General features: G+C 56.5%; 14 protein-coding genes and 7 pseudogenes. 20 read left to right on the top strand and 1 reads right to left on the bottom strand.

Translation table 11 applies throughout. The features are described from left to right. Window positions 1–11: 11 nt before the first annotated feature. The 9 genes and pseudogenes from IF103_RS16495 (at window position 12) to IF103_RS16455 (ending at window position 10,498) form a co-directional block, all read left to right on the top strand. Window positions 12–428 (top strand): hypothetical protein, encoded by a 417-nt coding sequence (locus IF103_RS16495; RefSeq protein ID WP_023381488.1) that lies wholly within the window; start codon window positions 12–14, stop codon window positions 426–428. Window positions 429–536: 108 nt separating this feature from the next. Further along, the gene (locus IF103_RS16490) at window positions 537–1,475 is read left to right on the top strand and encodes a 2-hydroxyacid dehydrogenase (RefSeq protein ID WP_023381487.1); all 939 of its coding nucleotides are present in this window, start codon (window positions 537–539) and stop codon (window positions 1,473–1,475) included. A gap of 50 nt (window positions 1,476–1,525) precedes the next feature. Beyond that, a complete protein-coding gene (locus tag IF103_RS16485) occupies window positions 1,526–2,314 on the top strand; it encodes a PhzF family phenazine biosynthesis protein (protein ID WP_023381486.1) in 789 nt (262 codons plus the stop codon). 509 nt (window positions 2,315–2,823) lie between these two features. Continuing rightward, window positions 2,824–3,342, top strand: coding sequence for an Hcp family type VI secretion system effector (locus tag IF103_RS16480; RefSeq protein ID WP_023381485.1), 519 nt, complete (start codon window positions 2,824–2,826; stop codon window positions 3,340–3,342). Window positions 3,343–3,423: 81 nt separating this feature from the next. Next, a pseudogene (locus IF103_RS16475) lies at window positions 3,424–3,642 on the top strand (type VI secretion system tip protein VgrG); the annotation flags it as partial. 50 nt (window positions 3,643–3,692) lie between these two features. Next, entirely contained in the window at window positions 3,693–8,408 is a 4,716-nt protein-coding gene (locus tag IF103_RS16470) for an RHS repeat-associated core domain-containing protein (RefSeq protein ID WP_202675492.1), read from the top strand. Beyond that, window positions 8,405–8,992, top strand: a complete 588-nt coding sequence (locus tag IF103_RS16465) for a hypothetical protein (RefSeq protein WP_202675491.1) — start codon at window positions 8,405–8,407, stop codon at window positions 8,990–8,992. The genes IF103_RS16470 and IF103_RS16465 overlap by 4 nt, the downstream gene beginning before the upstream one ends. A 193-nt stretch (window positions 8,993–9,185) precedes the next feature. Then, window positions 9,186–9,674, top strand: a pseudogene (locus tag IF103_RS16460) (RHS repeat-associated core domain-containing protein); the annotation flags it as partial. Between the two features lie 242 nt (window positions 9,675–9,916). Continuing rightward, on the top strand, window positions 9,917–10,498 hold the full coding sequence (locus tag IF103_RS16455) for a hypothetical protein (protein ID WP_202675490.1): 582 nt from the start codon (window positions 9,917–9,919) through the stop codon (window positions 10,496–10,498). Here the strand turns inward: IF103_RS16455 and IF103_RS24955 are convergent. After that, window positions 10,495–10,672: pseudogene (locus IF103_RS24955) on the bottom strand (IS5/IS1182 family transposase); the annotation flags it as partial. The gene IF103_RS16455 and the pseudogene IF103_RS24955 overlap by 4 nt on opposite strands. A 45-nt stretch (window positions 10,673–10,717) precedes the next feature. On the opposite strand from IF103_RS24955, the gene IF103_RS24950 reads away from it, so the two are divergent. From IF103_RS24950 to IF103_RS16395, 11 genes and pseudogenes are all read left to right on the top strand, one after another. After that, complete coding sequence (locus IF103_RS24950) at window positions 10,718–10,831, top strand: toxin C-terminal domain-containing protein (protein ID WP_252189408.1); 114 nt, start codon at window positions 10,718–10,720, stop codon at window positions 10,829–10,831. Then, complete coding sequence (locus IF103_RS16445) at window positions 10,832–11,101, top strand: hypothetical protein (protein WP_202675489.1); 270 nt, start codon at window positions 10,832–10,834, stop codon at window positions 11,099–11,101. Between the two features lie 410 nt (window positions 11,102–11,511). Next, a pseudogene (locus IF103_RS16440) lies at window positions 11,512–13,329 on the top strand (RHS repeat-associated core domain-containing protein); the annotation flags it as partial. Between the two features lie 80 nt (window positions 13,330–13,409). Further along, complete coding sequence (locus IF103_RS16435; protein ID WP_202675488.1) at window positions 13,410–13,784, top strand: hypothetical protein; 375 nt, start codon at window positions 13,410–13,412, stop codon at window positions 13,782–13,784. A 199-nt stretch (window positions 13,785–13,983) separates the two neighbouring features. Continuing rightward, window positions 13,984–14,214, top strand: coding sequence for a hypothetical protein (locus tag IF103_RS16430; protein ID WP_202675487.1), 231 nt, complete (start codon window positions 13,984–13,986; stop codon window positions 14,212–14,214). A 366-nt stretch (window positions 14,215–14,580) separates the two neighbouring features. Further along, window positions 14,581–15,393: pseudogene (locus IF103_RS25440) on the top strand (RHS repeat domain-containing protein); the annotation flags it as partial. A gap of 4 nt (window positions 15,394–15,397) precedes the next feature. Then, window positions 15,398–15,661: an immunity protein TriTu family protein gene (locus IF103_RS16420; protein ID WP_104881424.1), complete on the top strand. Its 264-nt coding sequence runs from the start codon at window positions 15,398–15,400 to the stop codon at window positions 15,659–15,661. Between the two features lie 44 nt (window positions 15,662–15,705). After that, a pseudogene (locus IF103_RS25435) lies at window positions 15,706–16,077 on the top strand (RHS repeat-associated core domain-containing protein); the annotation flags it as partial. Between the two features lie 354 nt (window positions 16,078–16,431). Further along, entirely contained in the window at window positions 16,432–17,022 is a 591-nt protein-coding gene (locus tag IF103_RS16410; protein WP_202675485.1) for a hypothetical protein, read from the top strand. 926 nt (window positions 17,023–17,948) lie between these two features. Continuing rightward, window positions 17,949–19,412 (top strand): annotated as a pseudogene (locus IF103_RS16400) (RHS repeat-associated core domain-containing protein); the annotation flags it as partial. A 344-nt stretch (window positions 19,413–19,756) separates the two neighbouring features. Beyond that, window positions 19,757–20,086 (top strand): hypothetical protein, encoded by a 330-nt coding sequence (locus tag IF103_RS16395; protein WP_202675484.1) that lies wholly within the window; start codon window positions 19,757–19,759, stop codon window positions 20,084–20,086. Window positions 20,087–20,499 lie beyond the last annotated feature (413 nt).

Genomic DNA, 20,499 nt, shown 5'->3' with positions numbered 1-20,499 from the left:
AGAACCACGCCATGCACAGCACCGTCCGCCTGACCCTGATCACCCTGGCCCTGGGTTTGTCTGCGTGTACGGTGCACGAGCCGTACGAGCAGCCCGAACCTCGCATCGAGACGCCGCCGCACCAGGGGCCGGCGGTAAAGCCATTGCCGGGTAGTCGACCGTCTACCCAGCCGAGCAAGCCGGCGTCGATACCCAAACCGATGCCGCGCACCTCCGCGAGCTTCGCGCCGCCACCGGGCGGTGCCAGCCACTGGGACCCGAAACTGGGTGTATACGTGCTAGAGAAAAAACCTAATACCTTCTACAGACAGCGCACCTATTACCGCTGGGATGGGGGCTGGAGCTGGTCGCTGAGCCCTGATGGGCCGTGGCAGGAAACCGACAGCAGTGGTGTGCCCGGCGGTCTTGGCAGGGCATTCGCCCAATAGGCCCTTGGGGCAAACCACCATTACAGTACAGTTGAACCTCGATTTATCGATTGACTGTACTGTACGGTAACTCCGCATAATGCCCCTTTGAACGAACTCGGAGGCGGCATGAGCAAAACAGTTCTGGTACTGGTGGAGACCGTCGACGATTACCTGCCTTTGCTGGAAGAGGCAGGCTATCGGCTGATCCGAGCCCCGTCGCCCTCGCTACGTGCCGATGCCATCGCCAACCATGCCCATGAGATCGACGCGGTACTCACCCGTGGCCCGCTTGGCTTGACCGCCGCCGAGATCGACACGCTACACCAGCTGCGGATCATCTGCGTGATCGGTGCCGGCTATGAGCAGGTCGACCTAGCCGCCGCCGCCGCGCGTGGTATTACCGTCACCAATGGCGCCGGAGCCAACGCCACGGCAGTCGCCGACCATACCTTGGCCATGCTGCTGGCGCTGCTGCGCGATATCCCTCGCGCCGACGCCGGTACCCGCCGAGGCGAATGGAACCGGGTAATCAGCCCCTCGGTCAGCGGCAAACGCCTGGGCATCCTCGGTCTCGGTGCAGTCGGGCAAGCGATTGCCAAGCGTGCCCACCTGGGCTTTGACATGAGCATCAGCTACCACAGCCGCACGGCTCGCCAGGACGTGCCCTACGCCTGGTTCGACAGCCCACTGAGCCTGGCCCGGGACGTGGACATTTTGGTGGTCGCCACGCCGGGGGGCGCCACTACCCGACACCTGGTCGATGCCCAGGTGCTGGAGGCGCTGGGGGCCGAGGGCTACCTGGTTAACATCGCCCGTGCCAGTGTGGTGGATACCCAGGCCTTGGTCGCAGCACTCGAGCGCGGGCAGATCGCCGGTGCCGCGCTGGACGTGTTCGATGACGAGCCTGCCGTGCCCGATGCGCTCAAGGCCCTCGGCAACACCGTGCTGACGCCCCATGTAGCTGGCCTGTCGCCGGAGGCCGCGCGGGATACTGTGTCCCTGGTATTGCGCAACCTGCAGGCCTTCTTTGCCGGCGAGCCCGTGCTGACGCCGGTGCGCCAGTAACCTTCGCTTTCGATTCCGCCCGGCGGTGACCGGGCCTCAAGGAGTGTTTGATGCAACTCGAGATATTCCAGGTCGATGCCTTCAGTGCTGAGCCTTTCGGGGGCAACCCAGCGGCGGTGATTCCGCTGGATAGCTGGCTGCCGGACGACAGGCTCCAACGCATTGCCGAAGAGAACAACCTATCCGAAACCGCTTACTTCGTCCGCAATGGCGAGACGTACGACCTGCGTTGGTTCACCCCGGCGGTCGAGGTCGATCTGTGCGGGCATGCCACGCTGGCGTCGGCCTATGTGCTGTTCGAGCAATTGGGCGAACAGGCACAAGTGCTGCGCTTCAATACCCGCAGCGGCGAACTGCGGGTCAGCCGTGGCGCCGACGGACTGCTGGCGATGGACTTTCCGGCCAGGCAGCCGGTCGCGGTGGACACCCCCGCAGGTTTGCTGCAAGCCCTGGGTCTGAACGTAGCGGGGCAGCTTTACCGCAGTGATGACTTCGTGCTGATGATCGATGACGCTTCGCTGCTTGAACCGCTCAAGCCAGATTTCGTCGCATTGTCAGCCTTCGATGTACGCGGTATCGCTGTCACTGCTCCGGGTCGTGGCTATGATTTCGTCACTCGATGGTTCGGCCCGCGGGTCGGAGTCAACGAGGACCCGGTCACGGGTTCGGCCCACACCTCGCTGGCGCCGTTGTGGGCCGAACGCCTGGGCAAGACCAGTCTGAGCTGCGAGCAGGGCGGGGCACGCAAGGGTCAGCTGCATTGTGAAGTGCCTGGCAATGGCCGGGTGATCATCAGCGGCCGGGCGGCGCTCTACCTCAAGGGTCGCGTGTTCATCTGACTGGCAGACCGCACCGTTCCTGAAAGTGCAAGCCATCCCTGAGCGGATTTATCCGCGATGCGCCGCGCGGGCGGCGCTTTTTTCCCGGCAGGCACCCGGCAGCCTTCGAATGGCCGTTCGTCGGGAGTGCGGGCTCTCGTAGAGTCCCATTCTCCGCCCCTCCCGAGATCACCCGTATTGGCCTGCTTCCTGTCACCTGACTTTCCAGTCAACTGCGCAAGAAGTTGCGCACTCAAATGTGGATAAACCTGTGCACACATTCCTGTAGGCCTTGAGAAATATGGCGTACAGGCAACTGCGCAACTTTTTGCACACCACTGCGCAAGAAGTTGCGCACTTTTCCCGTGGTTTTTTCCGAAAAAGCTCCCCGATTTTCAGCGTGGATCGCTGCAGGCCTTGATCTACAAGGCTTTTCCTCAAGTTGGCACGACTTTTGTCATATCAAGATCCGATTGACCGGCAATTAGCTGCCGAAAAAGGCACTTATCCACAGCAAGGAGAGCAGCACCATGGCAACACCCGCGTACATGTCCGTCACCGGCGAAAAACAAGGCCTGATCACCGCTGGCGCGTTCACCGCCGATTCGGTGGGCAACACCTACCAGGAAGGCCACGAAGACCAGGTGATGGTCCAGGGCTTCGACCACCAGGTGATCATCCCCCGTGATCCGCAGTCCGGCCAACCGACCGGCCAGCGCGTGCACAAACCGGTGAAGATCACCAAGGTCTTCGACAAGGCCTCGCCACTGCTGCTGGCGGCCCTGACCTCCGGTGAGCGCATGACCAAGGTCGAGATCAAGTGGTACCGCACCTCGGCCGCCGGCACCCAGGAGCACTACTACACCACCGTCCTGGAAGACGCGATCATCGTCGACATGAAGGACTACATGCACAACTGCCAGGACCCGGCCAACGCCCACTTCACCCACCTGGAAGACGTGTACTTCACCTACCGCAAGATCACCTGGACCCACGAGGTCTCCGGGACTTCCGGTTCCGACGACTGGCGCGTTCCGGTCGCAGGCTAAACCTGGATCACACCGCTGCCTGCCGCGTTCGCGCGGCGGGCTGCGGTCGTTTTCACTACGTTTTCCTAAAGGAGGACAGGGATGTTTGCCGCCGCGAACCAGACCCATTTCAGCTTGCACATCGACGGCCTGGAGCACGATTTCCAGGTCCTCGCCTTCAACGGCACGGAAGCCATCAGCCACGCCTATGCCATTGACCTCGAGCTGGTCAGCGAACGCCCTTCGCTGGACCTGGAACGCCTGCTGCACAAACCCGCTTTCCTCCAGCTCGGCGATGCCGGCCGTGGCCTGCACGGCCTGAGCCCTCCCGCCAACCCGGCCAAGCGCCCGCTGGGCAGTGAGGTGCTGGCATGAGTGGCGAATCCAAGCAACGCGAAGCGCAAGTCGCGGTCGCCCCGCTCAACACCATCGACGCCAAGGACGTGGGCCGCGGCGCCGCCGCCTTCGACGCCTGGTTGCAGTCGGTCAGCAGCGGCTACGTCACCCTCGAACGGATCAAGACCGTGGCCGGTGCCTTGCCGGTGGTGGGCAACATCATGGCCCTGGTCGACGCCCTGGGCGATGTGGTCACCCTGGTCAAGAGCAAGCACCGCCAGGTGCTCGACTGGGTCAGCCTGGGCATCAACCTGATCGGCGTATTGCCGGCGCCGCCGACCATGGCAGCCGCCCGCATGAGCTTGCGCCCGACCTTGTTCCTGGTCCGCCAGGAGCTGCGCAACAGCGCCAAGATGCTGCTGGGCGACTCGCTGATCACGGTGCTGATGGGCCACCTCAACGCCACCATCGCCGGGACCCTCGACGACTTTGTGACCCAGGCACAGCCAAAGATCGCCGGCATTCTCAAGGACGCGGGCGATCTGGGTACCAAGGTGACTGGCGAAATTGCCACGGGCCTGGAGAAAGTCGTGCTCGGCCAACTCGACGCCCAGGGCGACAAGGCGGCGGCGAGCAAGCAGATGGCAGCCGCCAGCGACCAGTTGCTCAACGACCCCAAGGCGGCGATCAGCAACTTCTTCGGGGCGGTGCACAGCGCCTGCAAGGCGGCTGGTAAAGGCATGGCCAACAGCGCTACCAGCAAGCTGATGCCCGATGACATCAAGAACAGCGTGCTGGCCAATACCGGGCAGCTGCGAGCGCTGGGCGGGGAAATGGCCACGCAGCTGAACAAGCTGTCCGATCCTGCGACGCAGATGAGCATCGGCTGGATGCTGACGGTGCTGGGTGGGGCGGTGGCAGGCTTCCGCAGCCGCCACAAGAACGGCCAGCCAGGGGTGGCCAAGCCGGATACCGTGACCAAGGTGGAGCGGGAGCAGAGCAAGGGTGAGCTTGCTGTCGTGGGTAAACAGGCCCCGGCCGAGCAGACCCCAAGCCCCAAGCGTCCACCGTGCCCCGCTGAACCGAAGGCCCGTACCGGCCACAGCATCAGCTTCTCGCTGGGCTCGGAATTCATTCAGCACACCGATTTCAGCTTGCCTGGCCCATTTCCCATCGAGTGGGAGCGGATCTACCACTCGCGCCTGGCCGAGTACGACCAGGGCAGCCTGGGCGCTCGTTGGGTAACCGAGTTCACCACCCGCATCGACATCGTCGGCAAAGGCGTGCTGTTCCACGACTTCGACGGCCGCAGCCACGCATTCGAGCTGCCCAAGGTCGGCAAGGCGCTGTTCAACGCCATCGAAGACTTGCTGCTGGTGCGCAGCACCGACAGCGAACTGGTGATCTGCCGTGGGTTCGTGCGCAAGGAATACTACCTGCGCGTGGGCGATCGTTATTACCTGCGCAAGATCCTGCTGGAGAACGACGCCGGCTGCATGCTGCATTACGAGCATCGCCACGACGGCCGCCCGGTGCTGTCCGACATCATCACCTTCCAGGGTGATGCGAAGAACGTCCTACGTCACCTCGGCACCCTGATCGATGATCACGGCCATATCAAAGGCCTGTGGGAAATGCGCGACGGTCAGCCGCTTCGTCAGCTGTGCGCCTACCACTACGACGACCAAGGCGACCTGATCGCGGCCCAGGACGAGAACGGCGCCGCCTGGCATTACCAGTATCAGCACCATCTGGTTACCCGCTACACCGACCGCACCGGGCGCGGCATGAACCTGGAATGGGAGGGCAGCAGCGCCCAGGCCAAGGCCATCCATGAATGGGCCGACGACGGCAGCTACGACACGCGTCTGGCGTGGGACGAGAACATCCGCCTGACCTACGTCACCGACGCTCACGGCCAGGAGACCTGGTACTACTACGATATCCAGGGCCACCTGTATCGCATCCGCTACCCGGACGAACGCTCCGAGTGGCTGTTCCGCGATGAGCGCAAGAAGCTCCTGCGCCACGTGCACGCCGATGGCAGCGAAGACCGCTACGACTACGACGATCAAGGCAGCGTCATTCGCCATATCCGTGCCGACCACAGCAAGACGCACTTTGCCTACGACGACCGTCGTCACCCGATCAAGATCCGCGACGCAGAAGGCGGCCTGTGGCTGCGTGATTACGACCGGAAAGGCAACCTGGTCGAAACCACCGACCCGCTGGGCAACAAGACCGAATTCGCCTACACGCCTTCGGGCCTGGTGAAGGCGATCAAGGATGCCAACGGCAACGAGAAGAAGCTGGCGTACAACGCGGCGGACCAGCTGATCGAGTACACCGACTGCTCGGGCAAGACCAGTCAATGGGAGTACGACGACGTCGGTCGTCTGGTGCTGTTCACCGATGCGGCGGGCAACAAGACCACCTACGCGTACAAGGCCGGTCAGCTGGCGAAAGTCACCCACCCCGACAACACCGAAGAGCGTTTCGAACGCGATGCCGAAGGCCGCCTGTTGGCCCACGTCGACGCGCTGGACCGCTGCACCACCTGGTCCTACGACGCGGCCGGCAAACTGGTCGAACGGGTCGACGCCAACGAGCACACCTTGCGCTACCGCTGGGACAAGCTGGGCCGCCTGATCGGGCTGGAGAACGAGAACGACAGCAAGGCCACGTTCCTGTACGACCCGGTCGGCCGCCTGCTGGAAGAAAAGGGCTTCGATGGTTTGGTCACCCGCTACCAGTACGACCCGGACAGCGGTCGACTGGCCAGCACCCAGGTCGGTCAACGCCGGATCGACATCACCTTCGATGCCGTCGGGCGTCTGGCCTCGCGCACGGCCCGCCAGGGCGACCAGCGCCAGGAAGAAACCTTTGCCTACGACGGCAACGGCAAGCTGATCCAGGCCATCAATGCCGACAGCAAGCTGCAATGGTTCCATGACGAAGCGGGCAACCTCACTCGCGAGCATCAGTACTACCTCAAGACCGCTGTGCCGATGGTCGCGGTGTGGAGGCACGAGTACGACGCGCTGAACCTGCGCACGGCGACGATTCGCCCCGATGGCCATAAGGTCAGCACGCTCACCTACGGCAGCGGTCATGTGCTGGGCATGACCCTTGACCAGCATGAGCTGCTGGCCTACGAGCGCGATGCTCTGCACCGTGAGGTGGTCCGGCACCAGGGCAACCAGCTGATGCAGACCCAGGCGTGGGACCCGGCGGGTCGCCTGCAGGCGCAATGGCTGGGTAGCCACGACGGCAAGTCCACGTTGCTCAAGCGCCAGTATCAATACGATGCCGTCGGCCAGCTGACCGACATCCACGACACCCGCCGTGGTCACCTGGCCTATCAGTACGACCCGGTGGGCCGCCTGCTGCAAGCCACCAGTCGCCTGGGTGTCGAGACCTTCGCCTTCGACCCGGCCGGCAACCTGCTGGACCAGAAGACCCAGGAACTCAACCGCCCGCTGGAAAGCGACCCGCGTCGCAACAAGCTGATGGACAACCTGCTGCGCGAGTACGCCGGCACGCATTACCAGTACGACGAACGCGGCAACCTCATCCACCGCCTGCACAACGGCGACAAGGCCCGCCTGACCTGGGACCTGTTCGACCGTCTGGTCCGCTTCGACGATGGCAAGCTCAGCGTGGCGTACAGCTACGACGCGCTGGGCCGTCGCCTGCACAAACACTCGACCGCGCATCACTACGACGATCCCCGTGCGGGCAGCGGCTGGAACCAGATGCAACGCGCCAAGCGCCAGCGCGAACTGGGTTGCGGTTACACCCTGTACGGCTGGGATGGCGACAACCTCGCCTGGGAAAGCTCGCCACCGCAGGACGAAGGCGAGACCGGGCGGACGGTGCATTACCTATACGAACCGGACAGCTTCGTGCCCGTCGCGCAGGCCCTGCGCAAGGCACCGATTCGCCTGTTACGGCAGCCGGACTGGCGTGGACGCGAATACGACATCGACCAGGACCCGCTGTGGCAACACGAAGTGAAGCCGCAGCCGATCGATGCGATTGCCTGGTACCAGTGCGATCACCTCGGTACGCCGATGGAGCTGACCGACCACCACGGAGAGGTGGCGTGGGCGGGGCAGTACAAGGCGTGGGGTGACGTGCGCGAGGTGCGTTCGGACTGGGCCAAGCAGGTTGGGATGAGCAACCCGATTCGCTTCCAGGGGCAGTACCACGATCATGAGACCGGGCTGCATTACAACCGGTATCGGTACTATGATCCGAGGGTTGGGCGGTTTGTGAGCCAGGACCCGATCAGCTACGGCGGCGGTTTAAACCTGTTCGAGTATGCTGCTAATCCAATTGACTTGATGGACCCTTTGGGTCTAGCCAAAAGTAAATACAATGTGGGAGCCAACACCGCTGGTAAAGATGTGCTCGCCCGTGGCGTGCATGTGAATGTTGATGGGCCAGGGTTGCCCAGAAAAGGTGGACATATCACATTGCAACCTGATGCTGATGGAAAAAGCGTAAAGCTTGCGCCTGCTGATAAAGCTACTAGAGATATGTCACCTTCTCAATGGCGTAATGCATGTGAATCCATCTCAGAACATCTTGAGGACTCGAAAAATGTAGATCGACTTGCTAAGTCGGCGCAGGCAGGTATTGATGAAAACCCTAAGTCCAATCGTGTGGGCGAGCTTTCACAGGTCAAGGGTATTTTACAAGCACATCACGACAATGGAACAAATCCGATCAAGAGGCAAGGCGGATGAATTACCTAGAATGTAATGCTCAAGAGCTATGCTTGAAGTATGTGATGAATGCCTCAAATATCGTTCCTAAGATTTTTGCTCTGCCGAGCTTCAGTGCGGCCGATCTTAAGTCAGAAGGTTTTGATATGATTGGCGATTGCGATGACTTTCACCTCTATGAAAAGAGTTTTCTGGCTATCCATTTTAAGCGGTCCGTTGATGTTACGCTGAAAAGATATTTTTTCAATGAAAAAGAAAGCGGTTGTGGAATTTCCCTGTCGCCGGGGGTGCGATTAGCCCCCTTGCTGAAAAGGCTTTTTTTGCAGGATGTAAGCTTGGAGTGCTACTTTTTTGAGAACATGCTTGATGGGGCATTGGTGATCGATTGTTGCTCGGTAATGAGGTTTTCTATTAATCGCGCAGGGACAGCGTATGAGGTTCGAGAGTTGGAGTCGGGTCAAGGTTCTTATAGTGAAGGCGCTGCTGTGAGTTCGATAAGACGGTCCATGTCCCCTCTTTCGAAAATGGTGGAGGATGGTCGGGGTAAGGTTGCTGTTTTTCATCGATTGGTTAATTATTTTGAGAGTCGGCAGACTTTGCGATAGCTGGATGGAACGATCTTCCGGGGATCAATTTGATAGCCATCATCTATCTCAAATGGAAAGCGAAAACGTGTGAAATCCTGGCGGCAGCGCTTGGGCAATCCCACCGCTCCAGGATGAAGGGTCAGTAATACGCCGGTTATGCGTGCGGATCCTCGGGGCCTTTGGGATGCTCCCCCTTCTCCGATCTGCCAAGTATTACCTGTACGAACCGGACAGCTTCGTGCCCGTCGCGCAGGCGCTGCGCAAGGCACCGATTCGCCTGTTACGGCAGCCGGACTGGCGTGGACGCGAATACGACATCGACCAGGACCCGCTGTGGCAACACGAAGTGAAGCCGCAGCCGATCGATGCGATTGCCTGGTACCAGTGCGATCACCTCGGTACGCCGATGGAGCTGACCGACCACCACGGAGAGGTGGCGTGGGCGGGGCAGTACAAGGCGTGGGGTGACGTGCGCGAGGTGCGTTCGGACTGGGCCAAGCAGGTTGGGATGAGCAACCCGATTCGCTTCCAGGGGCAGTACCACGATCATGAGACGGGGCTGCATTACAACCGTTATCGGTACTATGAACCGAGGGTCGGGCGGTTTGTGAGTCAGGACCCGATTAGCTACGGCGGCGGTTTAAACCTGTTTGCCTATGCGCCGAACCCTGTGGAGTGGATTGATCCATTCGGTCTTTCCATGTGCTTCTTGGATAACCCTAAGAAGAAAGTGAATAGTGCAGAGGTAGGGGATATCGTCAGGACGCCATCAACCCATCCTGAAGACTTTGTGAAGCTCAGGGGGGAGACTATAAGAATAGTAAGACGAATGAGATATGGAGCAAGAGTGATACGTCTCATAGCGACAAGCAAGGCGAGTGGAAGGTTGGTATAGGAAGATCTGAGCCAGAGCGAAAGAAAAAATAACAGTAGGGATGAGTGATGCAAAAGTTATCAAAATTGAAAAATAGCTTTTCGTTAAGCGATATCAATTTCGGCGGATTTAGTGCTTCGGCTAATTGGGTGGGGTATTTTGAAAAGAAACATGGTTTCTCGCTCTCGCTGGTAGATGAGGCTGTTTCACTATTTGAGGGCTTTTTTGGGTCAAGCAATGAAAGGGTTGTGATTCTTACCGCGCTTTCGTTCGATGACAAAAGAGAGAAAGATAAGGAGGTAATCAGAAGGTATCAGCGTATTTATGAAAAGATGAAATCTAGGCGATTGCTTTTGCCAATGTCTAACGAGTATGAAGGTTTTAGGTTTGGGGAAGCTCCCTTGGTCGCAAGCTCTCTAAGCTTTAGTCTTGATTATGCTGACTTCATTGATCTTTCAAGGTTGATGATGTGTTACTCGGGTGTAATAGGATGTCAGTGTTTCTATATTAATCCATCCTTGAGTGTTGCAATTTATCCTCATGAAGATGTGGGCTATGGTTGTATTGCCTTGAATGGAAATGAGAAGGTGTGTCGTGAGTTTCTGACACGTTGTTCAGGAAGTGATAGATTTAAAGTTGTCCTGGATTAGTCTCTGTACGAAGAGAGATGTCGCAAACACCGCATGAAACAATGCCAGCGAGACTTTGGTCGCATAGCTTTTCGCGAGTTTGTCGAAGCGTGTCACGATGCGGCGGTTTTCTTTCAGGCAGCCAAACATGCGCTCGATGATGTTGCGTTGTCGGTACTTGGACCTATAAAAAAGGTTCTTCACGGAATCCCGGGAAAGATAGAAACAAGAACGCCGGATGTGGATAAACATAACGGTGGGGTTTGGAAAGGTGCGGACAGTGTTAAAAAACTCGGCAGCCGAAGGACGCGCTCCGGGACCTATGATATAGACTTGAATAGAATTGGTGATTAAATGGGTAATTCGTACAGAGTCACTAAATATAAAGGGGGTGGCAGCGCTGGTGGTTTGTCTTCTCCCGAAAGTGAATGGACAAGTTACTTGGATGTTGGCGCTAAGGTCGGCCTCGAAGAATATTTGATTATTGAAGGTCAGTACGTAGGGTTTGTCCGAGACGTGTGCAAGCTTTCACACGTGGATCGGTTGGAAGTCCAAGAGCTGGAGGTATTCGTCGAAGAAACTAATTACAAAGATGGTCAGAAAATCGTTTACCAGATGCGCTGAATGTGGTGAGAGAGGTTTTGCGTGAGCAGATATGGTGTAAGCTTGTCTCTGAGAAGGTAGAGTTCCATTTTGGTTATGATTTTTATATGTATGTCATATGCCCCTTTGAGCTGCCGGAGCTATTTAAAGGGGTGCCCACGGAGTTAAATGTCGAGGATTTTGAGTCGCCTTATATATAGGGCCTTTCGCCCCATCGTAGTTCTGTGGCCGCGGCGGGACTGTCAGTGTGTAAATTTCTATTTGGTCGCCTGCAATAAGCCACCGCCCCTAGTGTTCTGTCTCAAAAAAAATTTTCTATTTGACTACTCTTCCAGGGTCAGCCAGGACGTGGGGTGGTGTTATGAGTTCGCAAGAAATCGTGCTCAGTGATGATGAACAACTACGATATCCAGGGCCATCTGTATCGCATCCATGACGAAGCGGGCAACCTCACTCGCGAGCATCAGTACTACCTCAAGACCGCTGTGCCGATGGTCGCGGTGTGGAGGCACGAGTACGACGCGCTGAACCTGCGCACGGCGACGATTCGCCCCGATGGCCATAAGGTCAGCACGCTCACCTACGGCAGCGGTCATGTGCTGGGCATGACCCTTGACCAGCATGAGCTGCTGGCCTACGAGCGCGATGCTCTGCACCGTGAGGTGGTCCGGCACCAGGGCAACCAGCTGATGCAGACCCAGGCGTGGGACCCGGCGGGTCGCCTGCAGGCGCAATGGCTGGGTAGCCACGACGGCAAGTCCACGTTGCTCAAGCGCCAGTATCAATACGATGCCGTCGGCCAGCTGACCGACATCCACGACACCCGCCGTGGTCACCTGGCCTATCAGTACGACCCGGTGGGCCGCCTGCTGCAAGCCACCAGTCGCCTGGGTGTCGAGACCTTCGCCTTCGACCCGGCCGGCAACCTGCTGGACCAGAAGACCCAGGAACTCAACCGCCCGCTGGAAAGCGACCCGCGTCGCAACAAGCTGATGGACAACCTGCTGCGCGAGTACGCCGGCACGCATTACCAGTACGACGAACGCGGCAACCTCATCCACCGCCTGCACAACGGCGACAAGGCCCGCCTGACCTGGGACCTGTTCGACCGTCTGGTCCGCTTCGACGATGGCAAGCTCAGCGTGGCGTACAGCTACGACGCGCTGGGCCGTCGCCTGCACAAACACTCGACCGCGCATCACTACGACGATCCCCGTGCGGGCAGCGGCTGGAACCAGATGCAACGCGCCAAGCGCCAGCGCGAACTGGGTTGCGGTTACACCCTGTACGGCTGGGATGGCGACAACCTCGCCTGGGAAAGCTCGCCACCGCAGGACGAAGGCGAAACCGGGCGGACCGTGCATTACCTGTACGAACCGGACAGCTTCGTGCCCGTCGCGCAGGCGCTGCGCAAGGCACCGATTCGCCTGTTACGGCAGCCGGACTGGCGTGGACGCGAATACGACATCGACCAGGACCCGCTGTGGCAACACGAAGTGAAGCCGCAGCCGATCGATGCGATTGCCTGGTACCAGTGCGATCACCTCGGTACGCCGATGGAGCTGACTGACCACCACGGAGAGGTGGCGTGGGCGGGGCAGTACCAGGCGTGGGGTGACGTGCGCGAGGTGCGTTCGGACTGGGCCAAGCAGGTTGGGATGAGCAACCCGATTCGCTTCCAGGGGCAGTACCACGATCATGAGACCGGGCTGCATTACAACCGGTATCGGTACTATGATCCGAGGGTTGGGCGGTTCGTGAGTCAGGACCCCATTAGTTACACCGGAGGTTTAAATCTATTCGCTTATGCTCCGAACCCTGTGCAATGGACAGACGCATTAGGCCTTGGACGCTCCCTTTGCGATCGTATGAAGAAGGGAGATCCAGATGGTAAAGGTAACTTCCGGGGAGGATCTTATGGCGGTACGACTACAAGAGGTGTTGAGTCCCATCATATGCCAGCTGACAGCGTTAGTCCTATCAAACGCAGTCAAGGCCCAGCTATCCAAATGGATCCAAGTGATCACGCTCGTACAAGTAGTCATGGCAGGCAAGGTAATGCGGGTAAAGCGTATAGGGCAGAGATACAGCAGATGATTAATTCTGAAAACATGCGAGGAACTATGGCAATGGAGATCCGGGATGTTCGCCGAGTGGCTTCCGAATCGGGGCAACCTAGAAAATACAATGTGGCTATGCAAGAAGTGCTGGCTTACTCCAAGTGTCAAGGATATTGGGTGAAAAAATGATTATGAATGAGCAAGAGCTTTCTAGGTGGAAGCAGAAACTACAGTCACTTGATCCTTATGAGTCTGAGGCAGACTGTAGCATGTTTTTCAAACTTCTCGATGAGGTGCAAGGGCGCACCAATGAAGAGGTTATTAGTGTGCTACTAGATACATTCACTAATGCTGATGATTATGGGGTGCAGGAGAGGGTGTTAATTGTCTTGGACGGGTCGGATCCTATAGAGTTTGCTAGCGAACTTTCGAAAGGGTTTGAAAGGCTTCTGGCTAGATCGAGTGAGAAAGAATGGCCGTTGATTTTGCTTGGGCGAGTGTTTAATACTGGGGATTCCAATTGGATCGTGCCAATAACTGATGCTGCGCGATCAAATCCAGTTCTACGAGATTTCTTACGAAGTGATGATTTTTTGGCGGGGTACCCAGAGGTTAAGGCAATATTGAATAAGGCGGGAGTTTAGTTATGCAGGGTATCTGAATACTTGAGGATAGGTAGGTATACGGAAAAGTTTTACGAAGTTAATAATGTCAGAATGAGCGTGGAGGTCACCGGCAGTCAGAGAGAAATGCATGCTTGGCAGCATGAGAAAATTCTACAGTGCAAAGCCGCGAATGGCGGGAATAGGCCGCCTTTAAATAAGGGCGACTATTGAGGGGGGTATGTTGCTAGGGATGATCAGTGAGTTGCATGCGCTCGTAGGTGATGCGGAGCATGTTGCGCGCAATAAAATGAAGCCGGGTATGGTGAAGTTGCTGGAAGGTGTTGTTCTTGAGTGCGGTGCTGAAAAACTGACTTTTATTGCAGTTGTGATGTCTGATGAATTAGTAGCTTACTATCCTGAGGTTAAACGCTGTCACAAGGCTAGAAAAACTGTAGAGGCGCGCGTGTAGATTCCTTATTATGAGTTTAAGGATGCAAACAGCACTCGGCAGATGGGTATGTTGCTCGATGCGCTAGTGTCCTGTCTCGGAAATAAGCTGTTCACTTTTGGCGGCGTCCTGGGCTTTCGGCCTGCGTTGCCACTCCTCGCCATAGCCCTGCTATGACTCGTCGCGGCGCCTTTGCCGAACACCCAGGCCACTCGCCAAAAGAGAACGTATTTCCGAGACAGGACACTAGATCGTGCGCTGGTTATGATTGGTGAGATAAGAAGCTTAAAGCTAACGGCCGCTGATTCTCATGTGCTAAAGGAGGCGGTTGGAAAAGCAAGAGTGCAATTAAGTTCCACTTGAAGCCGAGCTTCACCAAGCCGCACTTACCTGTACGAGTCGAGCAGCCTCATGCTCGTAGCGAAAGCCTTGGGCAAGGTACCGATTCGCCTGTTATGCCAGCCGGACTGGCGTGGACGCGAATACGACATTGATCAGGACTCGCTGTGGCAGCACGAAGTGAAGTCGCAGCCGATCGATACCATTGCCTGGGACCAGTGCGATCACCCGGGTACGCCGATGGAGCTGACCGACCACCACGGAGAGGTGGCGTGGGCGGGGCAGTACAAGGCGTGGGGTGACGTGCGCGAGGTGCGCTCGGACTGGGCCAAGCAAGTTGGGATGACCAACCCGATTCGCTTCCAGGGGCAGTACCACGATCATGAGACCGGGCTGCATTACAACCGGTATCGGTACTATGATCCGAACATCGCGAAATTCATCTCCCGAGATCCGATAGGGCTATTGGGAGGAACAAACCTTTACCAGTATGCGCCGAATCCACTGATCTGGATCGATCCGCTGGGACTATCAAGCGTAACAGTTGGTCGTTGGATGGGGCCTTCCGAGTACGATCAAATGACTAGTGCTGGGAGGGTTGTGCAAAGTTATACAGGTACAACACATGTTGTATCTCCAGTCAGTATTGAAGCTTTTGGAAAGCAGGCAAAGCCCGGAACTAAGTATTTTGAGTTCAATGTGCCTGAGGCGTCTCTCATTAAAACTAATGAGGGCTGGGCAAAAAATGTGGGTCCCGACTCACTAGAGGTAAGGCTTGCTAAGAGGAAGGCTAATCCTATACCGGAAATGCCATTTGCAGAAGGCTTTAGAGTCAAAGCACATAAACAGAAGATGGAATAATTAAATGTTCATAGAGATATTGGCTTGGCTTGATGTTAACTCAAAAAGAAAGCTGGAGCTGAATGAAAATGAATTAAGCTCAAGTGCTGTTATCAATATTGATGATGAGTGTAATTTGGCGAGATTGACATTGTGGGATGATGATAGTTGTGTCATTGAGGCTGTCAATGTCGATACAGGTAGCTACATAATTAACGAGCGTTACGAAATAAAGGATCTGCAGGGGTTTATTGACGTTTTCGGGAAGTTTAATGCGGTATTGAAGTAGGTAAGGTTTTTTGCTTTAGCGGATTTGGGTGCTTGGTCGCGGCCCCGCTGTGGCAGCACGAAGTGAAACCGCAGCCGATTGATGCGATTGCCTGGTATCAGTGCGATCACCTAGGCACGCCGATGGAGCTGACCGACCACCACGGAGAGGTGGCGTGGGCGGGGCAGTACAAGGCGTGGGGTGACGTGAGCGAGGTGCGTTCGGACTGGGCCAAGCAGGTTGGGATGACCAACCCGATTCGCTTCCAGGGGCAGTACCACGATCATGAGACCGGGCTGCATTACAACCGGTATCGGTACTATGATCCGAGGGTTGGGCGGTTTGTGAGCCAGGATCCGATCAGCTACTTTGGCGGGTTGAGCCTCTATGCCTATACACTGAATCCGTTGCATTGGGTTGACGCATTAGGGCTTGCACCGACACCATTAAATCAACCTGGTTATACTGTCTACGGACTTTACGAGCCTAAGGCGACTAAGCCGTATTATGTAGGGCACACGATGCAGGCAGAAAGTGTGCGAGAGGCACAGCACGCGAATACAGGAAGACTCGGGGAGGCAAAGTTAGTGCCAATAGCCAAAGATTTGACTTATACGCAGGCTAAGGGGCGGAGCAATATTATCGAGAAGTGTATGATACTAAGACTGGTTTCCCTGGTAATGTGATTGAGCCGATAAATAAATCAAGGACAGACGAGCGCGGCCTCTCTCATGTGGCTGAATACAATAAGCTCAAGGCTGGTTCTGTTTGTGAGTTCTAGGTGGGATTGTATGAAGCAGCTAAAGTCGGACGTGAAACCTGGAAGTATTTTTTATATACCTGCATTGAATCGTGATAAGCAGTCTGGATTTGTGCTTGCTCGATTTATTGAGCATGTGGAGTCAAATGCAGGTTTTTTGATTGAGGTGTTTTCAAAGTTTTACTCATTGCCACCGAAATCTCTTTCGGAAGTCGAAATGAGTGGGAGACTTTTTAGGCCAATACTGTGCTCATTGCGTTTTTCAGAAATACCTCGCTGGAAGGTGTTGTTTGAGGATTTACAGTATGAACCGTCTTCATCGGGGTATGCTGATATAGTGCTTGAGTATCATTCTGATCTCTGGATTGGCGGAAATATGATCAAGAAAAAACTGACTGATCAAGGATTTTCCCAAGGAGCTAATGCTTTGGAGTGGGCCACCTGCTGGCGCATGCATCACATTGTGTTTAGAGTGAATGCTTGTTTGGCAGGTTATTTTGAGCCAGAAGAAGCATATGATGATGCTAAGCTGCCTGAGTCTATGCAGATTGGAAATAAGGAAGCGGGTAACGTCGTAGTTTTATTGGCAAGAAAAATTGATGATTTTTTTAAGGTTTTGTAAAAAGATAAGCAGACCCTGGCCAGCGATGCATCAAAATCACTTTTGAATCTGTAGGTCGAATGGCCCCACCTACAGCCGGTTAAGGAAACTCCAATCAAGTTTGGCCGAGCTCACAATGAGCAACATCTCGACCGCGTCAAACCCATTTTTCAGCCGTCAGTCGGGTCAAAACCAGAGCTTTGCTCTGGTTCTGACCCGCTACAGGGGCACCTCTCCCGCAGCGCTCAATCACTGCCGGCGCACCATCCTCAGGTTCGACAGCGCAAACAACGTCGTCAGTTGTGCTGTGTTCTGGGCCAAGCCACGAAAGCGAGTCTTGAATGGCTCACGCTTGCGTACTGTCGAAGTCACGCTCGCATGGACGACATCTTCCAGGCCATCCAGCGCCCAATTCGCGAGTACCGGAGAGATGATTCCCCCCTGTGGAGTTCCTGGCTCCGTGGCGAACAAGGCTCCCTGATCTACATACCCCGCTCGAAGCCATTTGCGCAGAACTACCTTAGCGCCTCCAGTGCGTGTTCTTCTTTGGTCGCGCGGAATCTGATCCGCTAAATTGGTGATTTTACCGTGCAAGGTTTAGATATACGAACTGGTAGCTATATCGAGACTCCAAAAATTAAGAGAAAGGTTTAAGCAAGTATTTGGTTTTCTTGTCGTTCATAGCTACCCCGAGAAGAAACGCTGCGGCGCCCGTGAGTTTGAGGGTGGCTAGAAAAGTCGTTCTGCGACCACCCGACACGCGTCGTCGTTGAGGTGAATTTGCTGAATTCCGGCGATCGCACGGCGCAGCCAGGTATCGGCAATTGCGCGATGTTCGTCATTCGTGCCGGCTAGCGCCGCCGCCGACAATTGTCGAATTCCGGCGCTGGCCGTCGCGCTGTCGTCGGCGTCGTTTGCAGTGGAAATATCGTGCTGGCCCAAAACGCAAGCTGATCCAGGCCATCAATGCCGACAGCAAGCTGCAATGGTTCCATGACGAAGCGGGCAACCTCACTCGCGAGCATCAGTACTACCTCAAGACCGCTGTGCCGATGGTCGCGGTGTGGAGGCACGAGTACGACGCGCTGAACCTGCGCACGGCGACGATTCGCCCCGATGGCCATAAGGTCAGCACGCTCACCTACGGCAGCGGTCACGTGCTGGGCATGACCCTTGACCAGCATGAGCTGCTGGCCTACGAGCGCGATGATCTGCACCGCGAGGTCGTGCGGCACCAGGGCAACCAGCTGATGCAGACCCAGGCGTGGGACCCGGCGGGTCGCCTGCAGGAGCAATGGCTGGGTAGCCACGACGGCAAGTCCACGTTGCTCAAGCGCCAGTATCAATACGATGCCGTCGGCCAGCTGACCGACATCCACGACACCCGCCGTGGTCACCTGGCCTATCAGTACGACCCGGTGGGCCGCCTGCTGCAAGCCACCAGTCGCCTGGGTGTCGAGACCTTCGCCTTCGACCCGGCCGGCAACCTGCTGGACCAGAAGACCCAGGAACTCAACCGCCCGCTGGAAAGCGACCCGCGTCGCAACAAGCTGATGGACAACCTGCTGCGCGAGTACGCCGGCACGCATTACCAGTACGACGAACGCGGCAACCTCATCCACCGCCTGCATAACGGCGACAAGGCCCGCCTGACCTGGGACCTGTTCGACCGTCTGGTCCGCTTCGACGATGGCAAGCTCAGCGTCGCGTACAGCTACGACGCCCTGGGCCGTCGCCTGCACAAACACTCGACCGCGCATCACTACGACGATCCCCGTGCGGGCAGCGGCTGGAACCAGATGCAACGCGCCAAGCGCCAGCGCGAACTGGGTTGCGGTTACACCCTGTACGGCTGGGATGGCGACAACCTCGCCTGGGAAAGCTCGCCGCCGCAGGACGAAGGCGAAACCGGGCGGACCGTGCATTACCTGTACGAACCGGACAGCTTCGTGCCCGTTGCGCAGGCGCTGCGCAAGGCACCGATTCGCCTGTTACGGCAGCCGGACTGGCGTGGACGCGAATACGACATCGACCAGGACCCGCTGTGGCAACACGAAGTGAAGCCGCAGCCGATCGATGCGATTGCCTGGTACCAGTGCGATCACCTCGGTACGCCGATGGAGCTGACCGACCACCACGGAGAGGTGGCGTGGGCGGGGCAGTACAAGGCGTGGGGTGACGTGCGCGAGGTGCGCTCGGAGTGGGCCAAGCAGGTTGGGATGAGCAACCCGATTCGCTTCCAGGGGCAGTACCACGATCATGAGACCGGGCTGCATTACAACCGGTATCGGTACTATGATCCGAGGGTCGGGCGGTTTGTGAGCCAGGATCCGATTAGCTACGTTGGTGGTTTCAACCTCTATGAGTATGTTCCGAACCCTATTGATTGGATCGATCCGTGGGGACTGAAGCGGATCAAGAATGCGATTGATGGGGATCGCCGCCATCAGGAATTCAATGCGGAAATTAAAACTCAGCATCCAAATGCGACTATTCAGAGTGAGTGTTATCTGCGGGATGCAAGCGGGAAATCTGTCAGGGATCCTGAAAGCGGTGAGCGGCGTAGGGTGGACACGGCTGTTATTGAGAATAGGCAGGCAACGACTTATGAGGTAACAAGTTTGACTGCTGATAAATATGATCAGCAAATGAAAGAAGGTCGAATTCTCACGAGTGGTGGGACATTTATTTGAGATAGAACTACTGGGAAGCTGGTGCCGGTTGCAGGGTTGTCTCAAGTAGAAAGGAGGTTGTAATGACAAGTGACTATCCAGTTTGGGATATCGATGTGTTGATTTCGGCCTATAGGAGTGCTCCGGACTGGCAGAAAAATATTGAGCTATCGACGGAGAATCTCTTCATTTTTATGGAGCGTAATGGTCTTCTGAAATGCCGAGTTACTGATGAGGAAGGGTGGGTTGTGAAGCGTGTGATCATGAAAAGCGAGATTACTGAGGAAGGCAATAAACTTGTTGAAGGGCCTAAAAGCGCTGTAAGTCGATGGGCTAAATCAAAAGGTAGATTTAATGATCCTGGGAATATCAGTGCGCTGGAGAAAGCCTTGGCCGAAATTAGAAAGTCATAGAGGGTTCAGAGGGCGGGCTTGAACTTTGAATAATAGGTTTTTAGCTCGCCTTTCTGTGCTTTTTGGTAGGCGGTTTCAGAGGCTGAGTGCAACACCCGACTATTGAGTTAAGGATGGGCTTTCATGGTGCTTGGCTATCATTGCCGTCATCATTTCGATACGGAGACGCTGAACAATTAGCCATTTCTTACCGTCCCCATTTTTCAAGCCGGTTTTTCCAACCTACTGGCCTTACTCTGTGTTTCTTGGGCCGATTTCTACCCTGATTTTGCTGAGTTAGCGGGCCAGCCCCGCCTTTTAGACGGACTTATCCCGCCGTCCGTTGCAAATACCGCTTGGCCAGTACCAGATTGGCCAACCCAAACAGACTGAACAACTGCGCCGTATTCTTTTCCAGTCCATTACGACACCGA

This window comes from Pseudomonas sp. SK2 (assembly GCF_016772395.1).
GTDB classification, from domain to species: Bacteria; Pseudomonadota; Gammaproteobacteria; order Pseudomonadales; family Pseudomonadaceae; genus Aquipseudomonas; species Aquipseudomonas taiwanensis.
The sequence above is the reverse complement of the archived record's forward strand: the minus strand, read 5'-3'. Positions and strand labels throughout refer to the sequence as shown.

What these genes read in the sequence shown, in the direction of transcription:
- IF103_RS16495 (WP_023381488.1), top strand. Translation starts at nt 12, where the DNA reads ATGCACAGCACCGTCCGCCTGACCCTGATCACCCTGGCCCTGGGTTTG.
- IF103_RS16490 (WP_023381487.1), top strand. Translation starts at nt 537, where the DNA reads ATGAGCAAAACAGTTCTGGTACTGGTGGAGACCGTCGACGATTACCTG.
- IF103_RS16485 (WP_023381486.1), top strand. Translation starts at nt 1,526, where the DNA reads ATGCAACTCGAGATATTCCAGGTCGATGCCTTCAGTGCTGAGCCTTTC.
- IF103_RS16480 (WP_023381485.1), top strand. Translation starts at nt 2,824, where the DNA reads ATGGCAACACCCGCGTACATGTCCGTCACCGGCGAAAAACAAGGCCTG.
- IF103_RS16470 (WP_202675492.1), top strand. Translation starts at nt 3,693, where the DNA reads ATGAGTGGCGAATCCAAGCAACGCGAAGCGCAAGTCGCGGTCGCCCCG.
- IF103_RS16465 (WP_202675491.1), top strand. Translation starts at nt 8,405, where the DNA reads ATGAATTACCTAGAATGTAATGCTCAAGAGCTATGCTTGAAGTATGTG.
- IF103_RS16455 (WP_202675490.1), top strand. Translation starts at nt 9,917, where the DNA reads ATGCAAAAGTTATCAAAATTGAAAAATAGCTTTTCGTTAAGCGATATC.
- IF103_RS16445 (WP_202675489.1), top strand. Translation starts at nt 10,832, where the DNA reads ATGGGTAATTCGTACAGAGTCACTAAATATAAAGGGGGTGGCAGCGCT.
- IF103_RS16435 (WP_202675488.1), top strand. Translation starts at nt 13,410, where the DNA reads ATGTTTTTCAAACTTCTCGATGAGGTGCAAGGGCGCACCAATGAAGAG.
- IF103_RS16430 (WP_202675487.1), top strand. Translation starts at nt 13,984, where the DNA reads ATGTTGCTAGGGATGATCAGTGAGTTGCATGCGCTCGTAGGTGATGCG.
- IF103_RS16420 (WP_104881424.1), top strand. Translation starts at nt 15,398, where the DNA reads ATGTTCATAGAGATATTGGCTTGGCTTGATGTTAACTCAAAAAGAAAG.
- IF103_RS16410 (WP_202675485.1), top strand. Translation starts at nt 16,432, where the DNA reads ATGAAGCAGCTAAAGTCGGACGTGAAACCTGGAAGTATTTTTTATATA.
- IF103_RS16395 (WP_202675484.1), top strand. Translation starts at nt 19,757, where the DNA reads ATGACAAGTGACTATCCAGTTTGGGATATCGATGTGTTGATTTCGGCC.